The organism is Streptomyces sp. NPDC091371 (genome assembly GCF_040684275.1).
In the GTDB taxonomy this organism is placed as follows: Bacteria; Actinomycetota; Actinomycetes; order Streptomycetales; family Streptomycetaceae; genus Streptomyces.
Genome location: NZ_JBFBFP010000034.1, coordinates 1 through 19446, shown reverse-complemented (window position 1 = coordinate 19446; position 19446 = coordinate 1). Strand labels below are relative to the sequence as shown.

General features: G+C 69.6%; 17 protein-coding genes and 2 pseudogenes. 5 read left to right on the top strand and 14 right to left on the bottom strand.

Annotated features, from left to right (window positions below; genetic code table 11):
- Positions 1-13: 13 nt before the first annotated feature.
- The 5 genes from AB0O21_RS28860 to AB0O21_RS28840 form a co-directional block, all read right to left on the bottom strand.
- Entirely contained in the window at positions 14-1450 is a 1437-nt protein-coding gene (locus AB0O21_RS28860; RefSeq protein ID WP_365175761.1) for a hypothetical protein, read from the bottom strand.
- A 21-nt stretch (positions 1451-1471) separates the two neighbouring features.
- Positions 1472-2110, bottom strand: coding sequence for a hypothetical protein (locus AB0O21_RS28855; RefSeq protein ID WP_365175759.1), 639 nt, complete (start codon positions 2108-2110; stop codon positions 1472-1474).
- Positions 2111-2123: 13 nt separating this feature from the next.
- Positions 2124-2411, bottom strand: coding sequence for a hypothetical protein (locus AB0O21_RS28850; RefSeq protein ID WP_365175757.1), 288 nt, complete (start codon positions 2409-2411; stop codon positions 2124-2126).
- A gap of 94 nt (positions 2412-2505) precedes the next feature.
- Positions 2506-2802, bottom strand: a complete 297-nt coding sequence (locus AB0O21_RS28845) for a WXG100 family type VII secretion target (RefSeq protein ID WP_365175755.1) — start codon at positions 2800-2802, stop codon at positions 2506-2508.
- Between the two features lie 101 nt (positions 2803-2903).
- On the bottom strand, positions 2904-3665 hold the full coding sequence (locus AB0O21_RS28840) for a DeoR/GlpR family DNA-binding transcription regulator (protein ID WP_365175753.1): 762 nt from the start codon (positions 3663-3665) through the stop codon (positions 2904-2906).
- A 309-nt stretch (positions 3666-3974) separates the two neighbouring features.
- Between AB0O21_RS28840 and AB0O21_RS28835 the strand changes: the two are divergent.
- The 3 genes and pseudogenes from AB0O21_RS28835 to AB0O21_RS28825 form a co-directional block, all read left to right on the top strand.
- Positions 3975-4229: pseudogene (locus tag AB0O21_RS28835) on the top strand (hypothetical protein); the annotation flags it as partial.
- A gap of 159 nt (positions 4230-4388) precedes the next feature.
- On the top strand, positions 4389-5999 hold the full coding sequence (locus AB0O21_RS28830; RefSeq protein WP_365175820.1) for an IS1182 family transposase: 1611 nt from the start codon (positions 4389-4391) through the stop codon (positions 5997-5999).
- 411 nt (positions 6000-6410) lie between these two features.
- The gene (locus tag AB0O21_RS28825; protein ID WP_365175751.1) at positions 6411-6839 is read left to right on the top strand and encodes a DUF3052 domain-containing protein; all 429 of its coding nucleotides are present in this window, start codon (positions 6411-6413) and stop codon (positions 6837-6839) included.
- A gap of 79 nt (positions 6840-6918) precedes the next feature.
- On the opposite strand, the gene AB0O21_RS28820 is transcribed toward AB0O21_RS28825, so the two are convergent.
- From AB0O21_RS28820 to AB0O21_RS28810, 3 genes are all read right to left on the bottom strand, one after another.
- Positions 6919-7206, bottom strand: a complete 288-nt coding sequence (locus AB0O21_RS28820; RefSeq protein WP_365175749.1) for a DUF6233 domain-containing protein — start codon at positions 7204-7206, stop codon at positions 6919-6921.
- A 167-nt stretch (positions 7207-7373) separates the two neighbouring features.
- Complete coding sequence (locus AB0O21_RS28815; RefSeq protein ID WP_365175747.1) at positions 7374-8543, bottom strand: cysteine desulfurase family protein; 1170 nt, start codon at positions 8541-8543, stop codon at positions 7374-7376.
- Positions 8540-9208 carry a metalloregulator ArsR/SmtB family transcription factor gene (locus tag AB0O21_RS28810; RefSeq protein WP_365175745.1) on the bottom strand — a complete coding sequence of 223 codons (669 nt, stop codon included), beginning with the start codon at positions 9206-9208 and terminating at the stop codon, positions 8540-8542. Before AB0O21_RS28810 ends, AB0O21_RS28815 begins: the two co-directional genes overlap by 4 nt.
- A gap of 86 nt (positions 9209-9294) precedes the next feature.
- Between AB0O21_RS28810 and AB0O21_RS28805 the strand changes: the two genes are divergently transcribed.
- Together AB0O21_RS28805 and AB0O21_RS28800 are read left to right on the top strand one after the other, a co-directional pair.
- The gene (locus AB0O21_RS28805) at positions 9295-10659 is read left to right on the top strand and encodes a rhodanese-like domain-containing protein (protein ID WP_365175743.1); all 1365 of its coding nucleotides are present in this window, start codon (positions 9295-9297) and stop codon (positions 10657-10659) included.
- The gene (locus AB0O21_RS28800; protein WP_365175741.1) at positions 10656-11954 is read left to right on the top strand and encodes an MFS transporter; all 1299 of its coding nucleotides are present in this window, start codon (positions 10656-10658) and stop codon (positions 11952-11954) included. Before AB0O21_RS28805 ends, AB0O21_RS28800 begins: the two co-directional genes overlap by 4 nt.
- 118 nt (positions 11955-12072) lie before the next feature.
- Here AB0O21_RS28800 and AB0O21_RS28795 read toward each other — a convergent pair whose 3' ends face one another.
- The 6 genes and pseudogenes from AB0O21_RS28795 to AB0O21_RS28770 all read right to left on the bottom strand — a co-directional run.
- Positions 12073-14376 carry an XRE family transcriptional regulator gene (locus AB0O21_RS28795; protein ID WP_365175739.1) on the bottom strand — a complete coding sequence of 768 codons (2304 nt, stop codon included), beginning with the start codon at positions 14374-14376 and terminating at the stop codon, positions 12073-12075.
- Positions 14373-14699: a helix-turn-helix transcriptional regulator gene (locus AB0O21_RS28790; protein WP_365175737.1), complete on the bottom strand. Its 327-nt coding sequence runs from the start codon at positions 14697-14699 to the stop codon at positions 14373-14375. The genes AB0O21_RS28795 and AB0O21_RS28790 overlap by 4 nt, the downstream gene beginning before the upstream one ends.
- Complete coding sequence (locus tag AB0O21_RS28785; protein ID WP_365175818.1) at positions 14696-15724, bottom strand: tyrosine-type recombinase/integrase; 1029 nt, start codon at positions 15722-15724, stop codon at positions 14696-14698. The genes AB0O21_RS28790 and AB0O21_RS28785 overlap by 4 nt, the downstream gene beginning before the upstream one ends.
- 675 nt (positions 15725-16399) lie before the next feature.
- Positions 16400-16999, bottom strand: coding sequence for a hypothetical protein (locus AB0O21_RS28780; protein WP_365175735.1), 600 nt, complete (start codon positions 16997-16999; stop codon positions 16400-16402).
- A 438-nt stretch (positions 17000-17437) separates the two neighbouring features.
- Entirely contained in the window at positions 17438-17959 is a 522-nt protein-coding gene (locus AB0O21_RS28775; protein ID WP_365175733.1) for a hypothetical protein, read from the bottom strand.
- 26 nt (positions 17960-17985) lie between these two features.
- A pseudogene (locus tag AB0O21_RS28770) lies at positions 17986-19350 on the bottom strand (NF041680 family putative transposase); the annotation flags it as partial.
- Positions 19351-19446: the final 96 nt, after the last annotated feature.

Genomic DNA, 19446 nt, shown 5'->3' with positions numbered 1-19446 from the left:
CTCGTCGTGCTGCTCAGGTGCCGTCGGTGCGGGTGTTGCCCACCAGCGGTCGGCCGTGGGCCACGGCCCAACCGCCGTGGCCGGCGGTGGCGGTCGGCCCGTAGAGGGAGCCGAGGAAGGCCGTGCTCGCCCCGATCATGCCGGGGATCGAATGGCCCTTGAGGCTTTGCAGGTAGGCCGCGATCGCACCGGGATTGTTGGCGATGGACGGCGGCAGGTTCGGGATGTTCGGGGGCGGCAGCGGAGCGGGCGGCGGCGGGGGCGGCCGGGTCGGCATCGGCGGCGGTGGGGGCGTTCCCGGCCGGAACACCCCGTTGCCGATGTGCGGCATGTCGTCCAGAAAGCCGGCACCGGGCAGGTTGACCGTGACCTGCGGCGGGTTGGCCGGGAGGGGAGTACCCGGCCGGGAGGGCGGCAGCGGCGGCAGGTTCTGCAGCGGGATGTCGTCCCCGGCCCCGCCCGGGCCACCGTTGCCCTTGGGGCCCTTCCCCAGCCAGTTGACCTTCGGCATCCTGCCGGTGGTGACCAGTGTCTGGAGTCCCTTTCCGACCGCGGCGATGGCGCCGCTCAGCGCCACCCCGCCGAAGGCGGCGCCGACGGTGCCGAGCACGATGCCCACCACGTCCCAGTTTCCTGTCACGGCGCCTCTGGCGATGTTGATGCCCAGCGGGACGAGACCGGTCACCAGGCTCATGATGCCGAGGGCGATGGAGAGCCCCTGGAGTCCGGGTATCAGGAAGGAGATGACACCGAGGATGGCGCTGATGATCCCGAAGGCCGAGCCGATCGAGTCCCACAGTTTGTCCCAGAAGTTCTTCTTCTTGACCGCCTCGTCCTCCGCCTCGCCCAGCTTGGTCACCGCCGTCCGGGCGTCCGTCTCGCGCAAGGCCTTCGCGTCGAGGGCGAGTTGGCGCGCCGCGTCCAGCTCGGCCTGGGCCGAGTCAACGGCCCCCTGGGCGTCCCTCGCCGCGTTCCGGGCGTCGTCCAGGGCCCGGCGGGCCTCGGACTTCGCCTTCTCGTCGTCGGGGGGCGGCGGCGTGGCGTTGTCGAGGCTGCTCACGTGGGCGCCGGCCGCGCTCGCCGTGGCGATCGCCGAGGCGAGCCGGTCCGCCGCCTCCCTGCCCTTGGTCAGCGCCTCGGCCGCCTTGGCCTGATGGTCCCTCAAGGTGCCCGCGTAATCCTTGAGGGCCTTGGCTGCCATCTCGTAGGAATCGCGTAACGCGCCAACCTGATTGGGCAGTTCGGAGAGCGTCTCCTTGAGCTTCTCCATGGACTTGCCCGAGCCCAGCTCCTGCGCCTGGACCCGGGACACAACGGAGAAGGCGGATTCCGCGTCGTCGGAGACGGCCTGGTACTCCACGACGAGGCGGTCGATCACCTCCGGATCGCCGGGTGTCGGGTCCTCGGTGAGATCGAGGACCTCCCAATCGGCCACGGGTGGCCGTGCCATGGCACCGACCTCTCTTTCTGTTCAGTCCTCGAAACGGAGGGTGCTGCTGATGGCGTCGAACACCTCGAAGAACTCCGTCACCAGGCTCAGATTGGGCGTGGTGCTGGAGATGACCAGGAAGTCCCGGCTGTTCGGGACCGCCGCGATGGTGTGCATCAGCGCGGTGCGCACGTGGCCCCGGCCGAAGTAGTCGACGTCCTCGATGGCCGTGACCCGCCCGGCGGGCCCGGCCTCCGGCAGTTCGATCATCTCCACGCTGTTGGCCGGGGTGCCCCGGCCGAGCGGGTTGCGTGCGTTCTTCAGCGCGACCGGCATCAGGAGCTCGGCCATGTCCGCCGAGCCGTCCTCGGGGGCGCGCACCCGCAGGACGACGGTGGCGGCCATGAGGGTGGAGCCGTCGTCGAGGAACCGGAACATGCCGGCCGCCCGCAGCGCGCCCTGCCCGTACGCCTCGCGCGCGACCGAGCGCGTCGTACGGACCATGGCGTCCACGTCGTCGGCGCTGACGTAGTCCTGGCCTTGGGTCTGCTCCTCGATGCGGCGGCGGATCGCGTTGTCACGGGTACGGGGGTCCAGGTCGAGGTGCCACCAGGACTGCGGGAACTCCAGACTGAAGTGTCCGGGCGCTCCGGGGGGTCTGTCCGTCAGGGGCTGGGTCATGGGACTGCTCCCGTCACTGTTCGAGCGCCTGCCCGAGTTCGTCGTCGGTCTGCTTGAAGTTGTCGATGATCCCCTGGGCGGCTTCCTGGAACGTCTTGACGTTGTCCTGCACCCGCTCGTGGCCGCCGTGCCAGGCGCCGTCGAAGCTGTTCACCGCCCCGATCAGCGAGGAGTCGCCGATGTCGCTCTCGGACCCGACCTTCGACAGGCCGGCCGTGTTGGCGATCCGGTTCTTGATGTCTTCGAGCATGTCCAGGGTGTCCTGGAGGTCGTCCAGCGGAATGCTGATGGGGCTGCCCATCTCCTGATCCGCCCTTCCTGTCGTCCGGGGTGACGCCACAGGCCGGGTCACGGGCCGGAACGCGGCCCGTGACCCGGCCTGTGGCACGGGGGGATCAGCCGATGGCGCCGGCAGTCTGGTCGTCGGTGTCGACGAAGGCGGCAGCGACCTTGTCGAGGAAGTCGCCGACGCCCTGGAGGCCCTCGATGGCGTCGTTCGTGCCGGTCTTGTACTCCTCCCAGAACGGCTTGAACTTCGTCTCGGAGCCGGGCGTCGCGTAGGCCGCCGCGACGACCTCCTCCATCTTCGTGTTCGCCTCCTGGAGGCTTTGCTGCATCATCTCCTTCTGGTTCCGCAGCCAGGCCGCCGCCGCCTCGATCTCCTCGGGCTCGATATTGATCCTGCCGGCCATGCCGTCGCCTCCGTCTGCTCGGGAACCGCCGCGGCCTCAGTGCTGCGGCACCGGCTCTACGGAGGCCCCGCCGAAACGGTTCACGAGCCCGGACGGGCGGTTCAGACCCGGATGACCTGGGGCCCCAGCAGGGCGAAGCGGTGGGCCTCCGCCGGGGAGAGGGAGCAGTCGGTGATGACGGCCTCAAAATCCGCCACCTCGGCGAACCGGTGGAAACTCACGGCGCCGAACTTGGGGTGGATGCCGGAGAAGACGCGGCGCCTGGCCGACTTCAGGGCCTGCGCCTTCACGTGGCCGACCGCGGTGTCCGGGGTGGTCAGACCGTACTCGCGGGAAATGCCGTTCGCTCCCACGTACGCCAGGTCGATCACCATCTCCGCCAGCATGCGGATCGCCCACTGGTCCACCGTGGCGAGGGTGCTGCCCCGCACCCGCCCGCCCAGCAGGAGTACGTGAATGTTGGAACGCGCCGCGAGTACGCCCGCGGTGGACAGCGAGGCGGTGACCACGGTCAGCGGCCGGTCGTGCGGCAGTCCGTCGGCGATCAGCTGCGGGGTGAAGCCCTCGTCGATGAAGACCGTCTCGGCCTCGCCGAGCAGACCGACCGCCGCGACGGCGATGCGTGTCTTCTGCGGCAGGTACCGGGTCGACCGCTCGGCCAGCGTCGTCTCGAAGCCGGCGCTCTCCACCGGATAGGCGCCACCGTGGGTGCGCCGCACGAGACCGTGGTCCTCCAGCACGCGCAGATCGCGCCGTACGGTCTCCAATGAGACGCACAACTCCGATGCGATCAGGCCGACTTCGACTGACCCTCGCCGACGGGTGGCGGCGAGTATCTCCCGGCGTCGTTCATCCGCGTCCACGGTCGATTCCTTTCGACAGAACCAGTCTGGCCGGTTCCGATGGCGCGCGCCCGGTGGAGAGTATGCAGGTGAGCGGGGCCGCAGTCGATGAAGTCGGCACAAGATCAAGCAAGTTGGCCGGTCTTGATCCTTTCCGGGACGGCCGGGGGCCAGTTCCGTGCCGGGTGTCGCGCCACGCGCGAACGGCCCGCGGCGCGTCCGCCGCAGCGCGCAGGTCCACGAGGTGGTTGCCGGGGTGGGCGGCGGCGAGCCGCGGTCACGGCATCCGCGAGGTCGGGCACGGCGACGCGCCGAGCGATACCAGAAAGCTGGTCGTTCTCGGCAAGGGAGTGCCGGGTGTCCATGGCCTACGGATTCATGGTCGGCCCCGACGGGGCGTTCGGGATCGACGCCTACCGCTGGACACCTCTGCATGCCGGCACGGAGGGGTGGGTGGAGTCCCTGGCCCTGGCCGCCCATGCCCGGCGGTGGGCCAAGACCGTCACGAAGATCAAGGGCAAGGCCGTGGAGACACTGGATCTCGGCGGCTTCGAACCGGTGCCCGAGGTGCGGGGTGTGACCGACGCCGGCGGGGCAGCATGATCAACGGGCATGCTCGGCTCTGTTCAAGGACCGATGCAGTTGTCGAGGTGCCCGTTGTCGCTCCGTGCCCGTTCTGGTGAGCAAGTCCCTTCTCTGACCGCGCGGATGGCGCGCGCGAGCAACCCGGGCGGTACGACGGCGATGTGGGTGAGAGACCACCTGGGCGGGCTGTGGCGTGACGAGGACTTCGCCGACTGGTATCCGCGCGACGGCCGCCCGGGTCTCTCGCCCGCCCAGCTGGCCACCGTCTGTGTGCTGCAGTTCCTGCTCGGTCTGTCGGACCGGCAGGCGGCCGAGGCGGTTCGATGCCGCATCGATTTCAAGTACGCGCTGGCCATGGAACTGGACGATCCCGGCTTCCACCACAGCGTGCTGGCCGACTTCCGCGACCGTCTCACCGAGGGCGGCCGAGCCGACCGTCTCCTCGACCTCGCGCTCGCGCGCCTGCAGGAGGCCGGTCTCGTCCGCGAGCGCACCACCCAGCGCACGGACTCCACCCACGTCCTGGCCGCGGTGCGCGACCTGACCCGGCTGGAACTGGTCACCGAAGCCGTCCGCGCCGCGCTGGAAGAGCTGGCCGGCATGGCTCCGCACCTGCTGGCCGGCCTGGTCGACGAGGAATGGGGGCGCCGCTACGGCCGCCCGGTCCGCCTGGGCAAGAATCCCACCCGCCCCAAGACCAGGATCCTCGCCACTGGGAGTGACGCCGTCCGGCTGATCGAGCGCCTCGGGCAGTACGGGGCGGATCGCCTGTCCGGTCCCCGGGTCCAGGCCCTTCGGCAGATCATGGTGCAGAACTACTACCGCGACGGGGCCGGCCGCCTGCGCTGGCGCACTGCGGAGGACGGCGGGCTACCTCCTTCGTCGGCTGCGGTCGTCTCGCCCTACGATCCGACGGCCCGCTACGCGCGCCGCGGTCACGTCATCCGTTGGAAGGGGTTCGTCGCGCATCTCACCGAGACCTGTGATCCTGACGGCGTCAACGTGATCACAGATGTGGCCACGACCGACGCCACCGGCTACGACGCGAAGGCTATGCCCGGCATCCATACCCGGCTCAAGCGCCGCGGGCTGCTGCCCGCCGAGCATCTGGTCGACGGCGGCTACACCTCCCTGGTCCATCTGGAACAGGCAGCCCGCGAACACCAGGTCACGGTCACCGGGCCACTGCCGGTCAACTCCACCCGCCAGCACCGCAAGAACGACGGCTTCGGCCGCGACGACTTCCACATCGACTTCGACCGCCGGCAGGTCACCTGCCCGCAGGGCGAGACCAGCGCGGGATGGCACGGCCCCTATCCGACCTCCTCACCCACAGCGGCACCTCTGATCGTGGCACGGTTCACCAAGAGCCAGTGCCGCCCCTGCCCGGTCCGCACCCGCTGCACGACCACCACCGACAGCGCCCGAACCGTGGGCTTTCCCCCGCGAGAACTCCGTGACCTGCAACTCCGCGTCCGCGCCGAGCAACAGACACCCGGATGGCGGGCCCGCTATGCGGTCCGCTCCGGAGTGGAAGGCACCATCAACGAGCTCGCTCACGGACACGGCATGCGCCGCTGCCGCTACCGGGGACAGCACAAAGCCCACCTACAGCACGTGTTCACAGCCATCGCCGCAAACATCGAGCGCCTCAGCCGACGGCCGCCGACCGGAGAAACACCCCCATCCCGGCCGCCCACCGCCTTCCAGAACTTCCTGGACCAGCACGGAATCACCCGGCCGAGGTCCTGGCGGTCCGCCAGAGACTGAGCAGACGACACCAAGATCCCCGACAGAGTCAGCGTCTCCGAGGGGTGGCGGCCCGCACTGCTGCTCTCAAGACTTTCCGGGGTCGGGGCTCCAGACGGCCGGGCCGCCGCCGCGCCATTCGATCAGCAAAGGGTCGTCCAGGCGGACGTTGTCCGGCCGGCCCCGGCGCTCTGGCCGATGCGGTGCTGTTCCTGGACTGGCATGGTGACGGCCGCGGCTACGGGCGCCACGACTACACCGGATCACCCGTCGTCTGAAGTACCTGTCTTTTGATCCCCTCGTCCGTCGGCATCCGGTCTTGGTATCGCCTGGGTGAACAACTGTGGGTTGAGGGTGCGGCGCGGGTGCGGCGCGCTGAACCTGGGCCTGGTCCTTTCAGACCATGGCGCCTGACGAGAAGGAGATGGAAGGGTGGCAACAGCTGGAGAAACGGGCACGGCCGGTATCGCGGACGCGCTCCGCATCGAGCCCCAGATGGTGGTACAGGAACTGGGATGGGATGAGGACGCCGACAGCAACATTCGCGCCTCGGTGGAGAAGCGGACTGGGCGCCCGCTCCTGGACGGGGAGGCCGCCGAAGCGGTGGACGTAGTTCTCCTATGGTGGCGAGACGCCGATGGCGACCTGGTCGACGGCCTCATGGACGCGACAGGGTCGCTCACCGAAGCCGGCGTCATCTGGGTCCTCACCCCCAAGGCAGGCCGAGAAGGCTATGTCGAGCCGAACGACATTGCCGAGGCGGTCCCCACCGCAGGCCTTGCCCGGATCAGCAACATCAGCCTTAGCGAGGACTGGATGGGCACCATGGTGGTGCCGCCGACCTCCAAAGCACCGGGCTGACGGCCGGGCGAGCAGTGCGTGGTGATCCACCGCCAGCCCGCTCCCTGTAGCCCCTGCCGGAAGCCGACCCGGCAGGGGCTCACCCATGCCTTCGGTCGGATCCGGGGACGTCGTCCTGGCCGTGGCGAAGGATCGGCAACAGCGCTTCGGCTGCGTCGCACCCGGTGCACGCGGTCGTACCGGGCCGCGCGAGCGCGTCGAGTGCCTGCATCGTGCCCAGGGGCGTTGCGCGTCCGGTGGCGAGCCGGCAGCCGGCGGCGTGAACGGTGGCGGGCCGCTGGTGGGTGCGGCCGTCGAGCAGCCACGACCACCGCACCGGCGCCGTGGCGCCCTGGCGGGGGTGGGCGGGCACGCCGTCCAGGCTCACGCCGGGGATCGGGCGCAGCTGCGCGGCGGTGACCCACGTGCTGTATTCGGCAGCCTCGGCGCCGCCGCCTGACTGGTGGAGAGGCGGTATTTCGACCCTGCGCAATTCCGGGCAGGCAGCTGGGCTCGGTGAGGTCGGCATGTTGCCGTCAGCGAGCCTCTCGTGTGTCAGGTGCTGAAGGCTGGACTTGCGGCAGCGATGAGCTGCGTGGCCTGATCGACTTCCTCGGGGGTGCTCCAACGCCCCAGTGAGAGTCGCAGGGCGGAGAGGCCTCGTTCTTCGTTCAGGCCCATCGCTCGCAGTACGGGTGAGGAGGTTTGCTCGCCGCTGTGGCAGGCGGATCCGGTGGAGGCAGCGAGGTGGGGGATGGCGGCGAGGAGTTCATGCCCCCGCGTGCCGGTGATGCTGATGTTCAGGGTGTTGGGCAGGCGGGTCTGGGCGGGGCCGTTGAGATGGACCCTGCCCGGCAGGGCTTGGGCCAGTTGCGCGTGGAGGAGGTCGCGCAGTTCGGTGATGCGCCGGTCTTCTCCTGCCGCGAGCTCGTCGGCAGCGAGGTGGGCGGCGGTGCCGAGGGCGACGGCGAGGGCGACGTTTTCGGTGCCGGCGCGCAGCCCGTTCTCTTGGCCGCCTCCGTAGACGAGGGGTTCGAGGGGGATGCCGGTGCGGATGTAGAGGGCGGCGATGCCCTTGGGCGCGTACATCTTGTGGCCGACGACGGTCAGCAGGTCTACGCCCAGCTCGGCGACGTTCATGCGGATCTTGCCGGTGGCCTGGGCCGCGTCGCAGTGGAAGAGCGCGCCGTGGGCCCGGGTGATCCGGGCCAGTTCCGTGATCGGCTGGAGGGCGCCGGTCTCGTTGTTGGCCGCCATGACGGAGACGAGCACGGTGTGCTCGGTGAGGGCGGCGGCCAGGGTCTCCGGGTGGACTCGGCCTTCGTGGTCGACCGGGAGGTAGGTGACGTTAACGCCGTGGAGGCGTTCCAGCGCGCGGCAGGTCTCCAGGACGGCGGGGTGTTCGGTGGTCTGCGTGACGATGTGGGGGCGGGGGGTGCGGGCTGCCAGTACGGCGCCTCGGATGGCGAGGTTGTCGGCCTCCGATCCGGAGCCGGTGAACACGATCTCCCCCGGATCGGCGCCGATCAGCGCGGCAACTTGGCCACGGGCCCGCTCCAGGGCCTGCTTCGGTTCGGATGCGTAGGCGTGCGTGCTGGAGGGGTTGCCGAACCAGGCGCCGAGGTAGGGGAGTGCCGCCTCGGCGACTCGGGGATCGATGGGCGTGGTGGCGTTGTAGTCGAGGTAGATAGGCCCGCCGCCCAGGGCGGGGTGGGTGAGGCTCATGCGGCGCTCTCCGTGTCCACGGGCAGCTCTGCCAGGCGCCATTCCAGCATGCCGTCGGTGAGGCGGACCGCTTTGCGGCCGCGGTCGTGCAGCAGGCGTACGGCGTCGTAGGCCAGGACGCAGTAGGCGCCCCGGCAGTACGCGACGACTTCCGTGTCTGCGGGGAGCTCGCTGATGCGGTCGGCGAGTTCGGTGACGGGGATGGAGAGGGCGCCGGGGATGTGGCCGGCGGCGTACTCCTCCGCGGGGCGGACGTCGAGGACCACGATTTCGCCGGACTGCGCGCGGGTGATGAGGTCCTCGCGGCTGACCTCTTCGGCGTGGTCGGTGCCGAGGTAGGCCGTGCGGGCGGGCTCGACGGCGTCCTGGTGGGCCTGGGCGACGTTGCGCAGGAGGGCGTAGAGCGCGGCGACGTCGTCACCGGCGAGGCGGTAGTGGATCCGTACGCCGTCGCGGCGGGTGGCGACGAGCCCAGCCTGCTTGAGGGTCTGCAGGTGGGCGGAGGCGGTGGTCAGGTTGAGGCCGGCGGTCTTGGCGAGGGCGTCGACGGTGCGCTCGCCCTGGGCCAGCAGATCGAGCAGCTCCAGGCGCTTGCCGCTGCTCAGTGCCTTGCCCGTGCGGGCGAAGGCGTCGTACAGCGCGGTCTTGCGCTCAGGGTCTCCCATGGCATCCTCCATAGATCCATGGAATATTGTAAATGAGGGCGGGTGCTGAAGCGACCCGGCACCTACCCCGACACCTGGAGGACCCCATGGGCTTCGCCGACGATCACCTCATACCGCTGGTCGACCACGGCCTGGGCAACAGCGCCTACCTCGTCGACCTCGGCGACGGCCGGGCCCTGGCCGTCGACGCCGCCCGGGACCTGCGCGCCCTGCACGCCGCGGCCAAGCAGCGCGGGTTGCGGGTTGCGTTCGCGGCCGACACCCACCTGCACGCCGACTTCCTCTCCGGCGCCGCCCAGCTCGCCCACGACGACGGCGCCGCCGTACTCGCCTCCACGGCCGGGATGCGGGCCTTCGCCCACCGCGGCCTCGGAGACGGCGACGAGGTCGACCTCGGCGGCCTGACGCTGCGGGCGCTGGCCACGCCCGGCCACACCGACGAGCACCTCTCCTTCCTCCTCCTCGACGGGGACCGGGAGCTCGGCGTGTTCACCGGCGGCTCGCTGATCGTCGGTTCCGCCGCCCGCACCGACCTCCTCGGCGCCGACCGCGCGCAGGAGCTGGCCCGCGCCCAGTACCACTCACTGAAGCGTCTGGCCCGCCTGCCCGATGCCGTGGCGGTGTGGCCCACCCACGGCGCCGGGTCCTTCTGCTCCGCCCCGCCCGGGGCCGAGCGCACCACCACCATCGGCGCCCAGAAGCACGCCAACCCCCTGCTGGCCGCACCCGACGAGGACACCTTCGTCGCGCAACTGCTGGGCAGCCTCGGCTCCTACCCCGCCTACTTCGACCGGCTCGGCGAACTGAACCGCCGCGGCCCCGCCGTCCTGGCTGGCGCCCCGCTCCTGCCCGCACTTGACACCCAGCGCGTACGGACCCTGCTCGCCGACGGTGCGCAGCTCATCGACGTACGCCCGGTGGCCGACTTCGCCGCTGGTCACATTCCCGGTGCGATCTCGATCCCGCTGCGGGACCAGTTCGCCACCTGGCTGGGCTGGCTGCTGCCCGACGACGCCCCCCTGATCTTCGTCACCGCCCCCGGCCAGGACCTGGCCGAGATCACCTGGCAGGCATTGAAGATCGGCTACGAACGACTGGCCGGATTCCTGGACGGCGGCATGGACGCCTGGACCGCCCAGGGCGGTGCACAGGAGACGATCGACCTCGTCTCCGCCGACCGGATCGCCGGGCGGCCGGTCCTGGACATCCGGCAGAAGGCCGAGCACACCGCCGGCCACATCCCGGGCGCCATCGGCATCGAACTCGGCGACCTCCACACCCGCACGGACGAGGCTCCGCCCGGGGCAGTCGTCGCATGTGGGCACGGCGAACGCGCCATGACCGCCGCCAGCCTCCTCCAGCGAGCCGGACACCGGAACCTCGCCGTCCTCGACGGCGGCCCCGGCGACTGGGCCGAAGCGACCGGCAACGCGCTCGAGGAGGGCGAGTGAACACTCCCGCCCCCGCGCACCCGACCGCCGGCCACACCGGTATCCGGCTCGGGCTGCGCGCCAACCTCGCCCAGTTCACCCTGCTCGTCGCCGTCAACGCGCTCGTCGGCGGCATGCTCGGCCAGGAACGCGTCGTCCTGCCCCTGCTCGCCGACCAGGTATTCCACCTGGCCGCGTCCGCGTTCGCGCTGACCTACATCCTGGCCTTCGGCGCCACGAAGGCGGCCGTCAACTTCTTCGCGGGCACCCTCTCGGACCGCTACGGCCGCAAGCCCGTCCTCATCGCGGGCTGGCTGATCGCCCTGCCCGTGCCCGCGATGCTGGCCTGGGGCCCGACCTGGGGCTGGATCGTCGCCGCGAACATCCTCCTCGGCGCCTCCCAGGGCCTGACCTGGTCCACCACCGTCATCATGAAGATCGACCTCGCAGGTCCCGAACGCCGCGGCCTTGCCATGGGCTTCAACGAAGCCGCCGGGTACGTCGCGGTCGCAGCCACCTCCCTGGCCACCGGAGCCATCGCCTCCCACTATGGCCTGCGCCCCGAACCGTTCCTCCTCGGCGCCGCCTACGCCGCCCTCGGCCTTGGCATGTCCACCCTCCTCATCCGCGAGACCCGCGAACACGCCCGCGCCGAAGCAGCCCTCCACCCCGTGCAGTCCACCGCCGAATCGGCCCTGACAACCGCCCAGATCACCCGCCGCACTAGCTTCACCGACAAGGCCCTGTCCGCCGCGAGCCAGGCGGGCATGGTCAACAACCTCAACGACGCCCTCGCCTGGGGCATCTTCCCCCTGCTCTTCGCCGCCCAGGGCCTGTCCATCGCACAGATCGGCGTCCTCGCCGCCATCTACCCCGCGGTCTGGGGCGCCGGCCAGCTCCTCACCGGCTGGTGGTCCGACCGCGTCGGCCGCAAACACCTCATCACCGCCGGCATGCTCCTCCAGGCCGCCGCCATCGCCCTGGTCGCCAGCGGCACCACCTTCCCCGTCTGGGCCACAGCCCAAGTCCTCCTCGGCATCGGCACCGCCCTCGTCTACCCGACCCTCCTCGCCGTCATCGGCGACGTCGCCCACCCCGCCTGGCGCGCCCGCGCGGTCGGCGTCTACCGCCTCTGGCGCGACGGCGGCTTCGCCGTCGGCGCCCTCCTCGCCGGAGCCATCGCCGCCGCATACGGGCTGACCGCAGCCATCTGGACCGTCGCCGCCCTCACCGCTGCCTCCGGCCTTGTCGTCGCGGTGCGGATGTATGAAACCCACCCCCGACCGTCCGCACCACGAGGCGATACGGCCCGCTGAGACCACCCCTGGCCTCGGCATTGCTCCGCGCGGCCGCCCCAGCACGTACACCTACGGCGTGCTGGGGCCGAGCTGCGCTCCGGAACCGGTATGCCGTTGGGGACGTGGATTGCCCGGCTCAATCATGTGGCGGGCGCGCCGCGAGGTAGTGGGCCCAGTTGTCGTTGGCGTACGTGGCCCAGCGGGTGGCGGTGTCCGGGTAGAGGCCGAAGAGGTCGGCGACCACGGTGGGCGGCATGTCGGTGACGGCTTCGATCACGGCGGTGTTGCGGGCGGGGCGGACGGGCAGGCCGTGCAGACGCATCAAGTTGCCGGCGCCGAGCGGGTTGCGTGGTCTGCCTGGGGCCTGTCCGGGCAGGAGGTAGTGGGTTCCGTCGTCGAGCTGGCGGCGGAACAGCCGCGCGTTCGGGTCAGTGATCTGCTCTTCGATCAGCCGCGCGAGCCGGGGCGGTAGCAGTACCGGGTGCTGGCCGAGGGTGAGGAAGGCTCCCTGGGCGTCGCAGTGGTAGCGGTCAGTGGTGAGTTCGGTGATCCGGTTGAGGGACAGGGCGTACAGCAGGGTCAGGGCTCCGATGATCCGGACCTCGGGCGGGAGGCTGTCGTCGTTCAGGCAGCGGCGCAGTTGGTGGGTGTACTGGTCTTCGTTGAGGAAGGTGCCGGCGAACGTGCGGGGCCGGGGCGGGAGGGTGAGAGCGGTGGTCAGGCGTCTGCTGGTGGCCCAGTGGATGAAGGAGGTCAGCGGCTTGCGCAAGGTGGGGTGGGCGGTGAGCCAGACCTCGAAGTCGGCCTGGGTCGTGCTGCCGAGGACGAGGCCGTTGTCGTCGAGCCAGGCCAGGAAGGTGATGGTGGTGCGGATCTCCTGGATGTCGCTCTTGGAGGCCGAGAGGCTGTAGCGGTCGCGGGCGGCACGCCGGCGGGCGTCGCGAAGAATGCACCATTCGGCGAACGGCCGGATGATCGTGGTCTGGTGGGGTGGCAGCCCGGGCATGCTGTGGGCGATCCAGCGTTCGAGGTGGGCGAGGTGTTCGTTGCGGCGGGGCAGGACGCCTGCGGCGACCAGTAGGCCGCGGACATGGCGGGTTGGCGAGTTCTGTGGCAGGCCGTCGAGCAGGCTGTGGGTGATCTCCGCGGGTTCTTCGGCGAGATCGGCCAGGATCCGGGCGGCGCGGCTGCGGTGGAGCCAGGTCAGAACCGGATAGGGGTTGGCTGCCCCGGTCAGTACTTCCGTCAGTGGCACGAGCTGGGCGGGTATCACTCCGTCCTCGGTGCTCAGCAGGTCGCGTACGCGGTCGGCGAGTGCGCAGCGGGGGCAGAGTCCAGCTTCGGTGAGATCCCCGGGGGTGTGGCAGGTCCGGCATCGGGCGGCGGGGTTGTCTCGGCCGCAGCAGGCAGCACACAGTCCGCCGCCGTCCGGCATGGTGCCGATGATGATGCGGGAGTTCGCGCAGGCGGAGCAGGGCTGGGGTGTTTTGCGGCGGTGTTGGTAGCAGTGGTTGCAGACGGGGCCGAGGGGCCAGACGGCCTGGGTCCGGCCGGGTTTGTGGCAGATTGCGCACTCGCGGACGGGTCGGGGCCAGCAGGAGCGGCAGTGGAAGGCGCCGCCGCGCTGGCTGACGTTCCCGCCGTGGCGGAGCCGTCCGCAGATGCTGCATTGTCCTATGGGGCCGCGGTAGCAGTCGACGCAGATGTCGGGCTGATCGTCAGTGGCGCGTGCCTGGATCGGGCGGATCTTTCCGCATAGCCCGCACAGCCGGGCCGGGCTCTCGTAGCACGCACCGCAGACCGGGCCTTCGGGTGTGTGGGCGTTGACCTTCTTCGATCTGCCGCAGCCGGAGCATTGCTGGAGCGGCCGGGGCGTGCAGGTGCAGCACAGGGCACGGCCGTCGGGGCCTCGGGAGGCAGGTGCACGCACATGGTGGCAGCGTGCGCATTCCTCCACCACAAGGGGGTCCTTGCGGTAGCAGTGGCGGCAGATCGGCCCGTCTCCGAGGCGGGTGACGATCTGATCGACGCCTCCGCACCGGGCGCAGGTTCGAAACCGGGTACGGGCCAGGCACCATCCGCAGCACCTCCCGAGCTCGGACTGCTCCAGCGGTAGCGGGTTGGTGCGGCCACATAGGGCGCAGGCCAGCTTGGCCACCGCCTCGTGGTGGCCGGCGGCGTCGAGCAGGTGCAGCAACCGCACTAGAGCAACCGGGGAATCGCGCGTGGGAGCGGTCAAGGCGTTGGGGTGGTCGTGGAAGTGCTGAGCGAGGTCCCGGACTGGCTTTGGCCCCCACCCCTTTGCCTGCTCCACCAGCAGCTGGGCCGTGGCGGCGTCCAGCGCCGGGCCCACCTTGGCTGTGAGGAAGGCCACCACCTGGCCGCGGGCACGGAGGAGTTCCTCGCGTACGCGGCGCTGGGCCGGCGTTGCATAGGTCATGGCTGGCCAGGGCGGCGGATCACTGTCCGCCGCGGGGCGATGGGTGTCGGGCCTGTGCTGCCGTCGGCGGTCTTGCGGACCTGGGCGTTGACGACCTCCGGCTTGATCAGATCGTTCGGCGTGCAGTCGAGGATGTCGCACAAGGCGACCAGGGTGTCCATGCTCATCCGCTGCGGCGGGTGGGTCACCAGCCGGTAGACCTGCTCACGCGAGAGCGTGATGCCGCGCTCGGCGAGCAGCGGCACCAGATCCGACGTCTGGTACATCTCCTTCTCGGCCATCAGCCGCCGCAGATGCCACTGGTAGCCCATCTTCTTGATCACGACACCACATCCCAGTCCTGGCCCAGCCGGTTCCTCATCGACGCCTCCAGCAGCGCGTTGCGGTACTCGTTCGAGACACCCATGTAGATCGAGGTCGTCGCCGCGTGCGAGTGACCGACCTGCTCTTGCATGAACCGGGCCGGATAGCCGAACTCCGTCAGGTGCGTGATGTAGCTGTGCCGCAGGCAGTGCAGATCCAGCGCCTGGTCAAGCCCGGCATCCTCGCGGGCGGCCACGAACGCCTCATTGATCGAACGGGGTGCAAGCCGGCCGGCCCGCTCGGACACCCAAAGCGCCGGATGCTTCCCCGGCGACAGCAGCGGCCGCACATCGGACAGGTAGTCGCCCAGCACGTCAACGACCCAGTCCATCTCCGGAACCGTCAGTACCGTGCGCCGCTTGGGCGGCGCCCCCTTCGAAGACTTCCCGAACCGAACCATCAGGCAGCCGAAACCCCCGTACACCGGGGCCTTGCGATTGCGTCGCAGGTCCACCAGATCCACCCGGGACGACTCCGTACGCCGCGTTCCGAAGGCGTAAATCGTCTTCAAGCACGCTGCATCCCGCAGCGCGGTCAGTGCGCCCTTGCGGCCCTGCCCCCGGATCTTCCCCGGCCGCGCGTCCGCGGCATCGAAGAGGGCCTGGATCTCGTCGTAGGTGAGCGGCCGACGCCGTGGATCACCCTCGTACTCGACCGTGTGAAGAACAGAGTTCCCCTCATGGAAGACCGCTTGTGGCACCTCCCCGAACCGCTCCGCACACAGCTCCACCCAGCCGTAGCGGCCATCGAGGAGGTACTCCGTGAACAGAGTGATCATCACCTCGTAGCCGCGGGCGGTCGACATCTGAATCGGCGTCGGCCCACCGCGCAGATCCGCGATGAACGCCTCGCCGTCCGCTGGCGTCCACTGCCACGGATACAAGCCGGTAAAGCTGTACAGCCGCTCGATCACCCGCAGATGCGGCCCGATCGTCCCTTCCCTCAGGAAGCGGGCCGACTGCTGTCTAGCCCACCCCTCTTTCATCGCCTGGTAGACAGCTGGCGCCGGATCCAGATGGACCACGTTCCGAGCCAGTAGGAGCCGCGCCGACCCCGGCGCATCATCAGCCACGAAGGCGTTGTATCAACCGTAACAATGTGAAATCTGCCGTTCCCGCCCCAGGTCATCCCTGTGAGTGACCGGGCAGGTCACATCCACCACCCACGCACGACCAGCCCGGACACGGGTACCGGTAGCGTCCCGAATGTTGCGTCCGATGCAATTCATCCTGATTTCGGCTGTCCGCCACAGGGGCACGCCGATGTGGTACATCCACAGCCCGGAGTCGAGCTGTTGGCGTTCGTAGAGCCTGACCCGCTCGATCTGCTGCCCGTCCGGGAGGAGCAGGGTTATTGGGGCGGGCGGTGGTGCGGAATCGGCCACGGTCAGGGGCGCGCGGACTGCTCTCGGGCGGCCCGGCAGGCCGCGCAAAGCGGGTTCGCCGGGGACCCGTAACGCGCGGTCGGAACGTGGCATTTTGCGCACGGACCCGTCTGCGACGGTGCCCAGGTGACGGGCTGCGGTCTGGCGGAGGGGGTGGGGGTGGGGGAGGTGACCTGTCTCAACGAACTTTGACCGGTCTCACCGAAGTTTGACCGCCTCCTGGGCCACCGAGGTCATCCATATCCTGGCCTCCGTCTGGCCCGGGGCCCTGCTTTGTCACTGGTCCTGGGCAGGCCAAGTCGCCGCCAGATCGGAGTAGCCGGCGAATCGGGGTCCGGGGACTGTCTCCTGCATCGGCTCACCGTTCAGCCAGCAGATCAGCCGGGTGGCACCCTCGGTGTCGAGCACGCAGCACACCCCACCACTGGCGGCTGTGAGACTGGTGAACACCCCGCGGATGTTCGCGGACCGCTCGAACGCCAGGCTCATGCCCGTTGCGGCCGCAGTGAAGTCCAGTGACGCGTAGCCGGGGTGCCACCAGGATGCGAACCTGACCGTGAGGTAGATATACCCGATCGCCAGCCTCCCGCGCTCGTCGCGTTTCCAGTCGTGGCTCTCGGAGAGCTCGCGCATCGCGTCGTCGTCGACGCCGAACATGATCGTGGTGTCGAGGTCCAGTGTGCTGCTCGTCGAGCAGTCGACCGGCTCGCTCTTGAAGTGCGAGGTGAACGGAAGGACCACCTGGTCACCGCCGGGCAGGGTGACCGCGACCCGCGGCCGTCGACCGGTCCGCGGCGCCAGCTCGGCGAGCTCAGTCAATGCACGGGCGACGTTCCGAGCAGGAACGAAGATCTCGTAGCTGTAGTCGATCCCCATGCCCTCCACCTCTCCGTAGATCGAGCCGGATCCTCCCACGTCATGCCGACCCATGGCCTGGGCATTTTCGCCCGTGACGACAGCCCCGGCCCGGGCACTCCACCCCAGGAAGCCCTCTCCGAGAACCCCAACGCTGGCGAGGACGACGCCCTCTGAACCGGCGGTCAAACTTCGATGAGACAAACCCACGCCGGTCAAACTTCGCTGAGACTCGCCAAACTTCGGTGAGACGGGTCAGGAGGTCATGGTGCGCTCCTGAGTGCGACGGACACCTTAAGTAGAGCATGTGTTCGATTTGCGGGCATAGGGCTGGCCTTCTTCCGCGCTCCCGTACGCCCGGCGGGTCTCCCTGAAATCAGGCTGCTACCTGCAACGACGGGGATATGGAACAGGCACTGTGCTTGCCGTTTAACCTAGGCGAGCGAAGGACCTGCTGGTCTATGAATTGTCGGGGCAGTCAGCCGCGGTCCAGGTCGCGACGAGATCACGGCAGACGACGGTGAGTGAGCCGTTCCAGAACGCGATCTCGTGACTGCAACCGTTCTGGTGGGGCAGGACCTCGTCGAGGATGACCGTCCCGACGGTCGCCCAGTCGTTGTCCTCGATGCTTCCGCCATCGAAGCTGGAGACACCTGTGTAGCGGATGACCAGGTCTTCGTCGTGCTTCCAGCAGTTGTGCCGGAACTGGATCTCCATCTGCTGGTCATCGGCTCCGACGCCGCGGATGTGCTGGACCTCCAGATCCTTCACACACCGCTTGCTGGAGAAGTCGTAGTGCTCTGGCGCAGTGGCGAATCCCCGGGCCCCGGCAGGCAGATCGTCAGCCAACGACGGCAGGTGCTCCAGGTATCGAGCAGGAGAAAGGACGCCTGACAGGTTGCCGACCTGCGCATCTAGATTGATGTATTCCATCGTCCTTCGTTCCCGCTCGTGGCTCTGTTGGCCGACGAATCGTCGCACGACTGCCATGCTGTCGGCCCTGAGATTCACGCTGCCGTACTTGGTTCTGAGCTGCGGCGGGGTTTGGTGCCGACCTTGTGGTGTGCGGGTCGGGTGTAGGACTCGCCGGTGGCGAGGACTCGTCCGACGTCGTAGCGGGTGGCGGGCCGGCGGTTCTTCGAGCCCAGGGGGCGGCCGGGGCCGGGCCTGGTGGGTTTCGGTGCACCGGCTGGTGTGCCCGTCTTCGCCCGCAGGTTCCTGAACCCCCGCCTGACCCGAGCCGGGGTGAGCCTGTTCGCTTCCGCCGGCCGCTCCCATGGCCGACGTAGATCCTGAGCGAGTGGGCGGGCGAGACGGAGCTGAGCGTGTGCGGCCAGGACGAGCCAGGTCCAGCGGTCTGCCGCCGCGGAGTCCCGCAGCTTCGGCTTGGTCCAGCCAAGAGTCTGCTTGAGCAGTCGGAAGGTGTGCTCCACGTCGAAGCGGCGGAGGAACGCCTGCCAGCACCGGTCGACGTCGGCGGGGCCGGCGCCGGTGCCCGACCACCACAGCCAGACGGGCTTGTTCACCCCGCCGCTGGGCAGTTTCGTGACCGTCAACCGGATCACGGTGCCCTCGATGACGGGCAACGGTCCCTCATGGTCGAGCCACGCCGCCCTCCGGGTGAGCCGGGGGTGCAGTCGATCCCATGCCTGCGCGGTAGCGGTCCCGTATCGGTCGGTGTCGGTGACGGTCACCGCGGTGACCTCGCCCCAGGTCTCGGGTCGGCCGAAGACGAACTCGCCACCGTGCTTGGGCGGGCGGCCGCCTTGCGGCGGGCAGATCCACGGCACCGGGACGGGCTTGCGCATCACCCGGTCCGAGCGGAGCCGACCCAGCACCTCGACCGGAAGATCGACCAAAAGGTGGGCGATTCGGGGTGCGTCGTAGCCTGCGTCGAGGACGACCAAGACATCAGGATCGCTCTGCCGCCACTGGCCGGCTTCCACGAGACGTTCGATGACGTCGCGGACCTGGTCGGCGGTGACGGCGGCCAGGTCCGCGCCGGGCTCCAGTCGGATCGCGTCCAGCAATGCCGTCCACGAGGTACGGCCGGTCTCCAGGGCAGCGACGATCGAGTACGGCCAGCCGGGAACCATCTGGTGCTTGCCCAGGCCCCGGCCGAAGGTATGGCAGAAGGAGCGGTCCGAGCACATATCAGCGTCCGGCCGCAGCCACGGGGATACGTCCACCGCCAACACCAGGCGGCCGTCCCCGGCCCTGGGCAGAGGCACCCCGGCCAGGGCCCGCCGCAGCCGGGCGACATCGATCCGGCCCCGGTTCAGCCCGGAGTACAGGGCGCCGTGGCCCCTCCGATGCTCGGGTGCGAGGGCCAGGTCCACGAGAGTGCGGACCGGCCCATCGGAGCACAGCAGTGGTGTGTTAACTGCACCAATGACTCTGTTAGACCTACGCCACGAGCTGATCGAGGGCCGGGCCGACGTGCCCCGCATCGGTTCAGTGATCGAGCT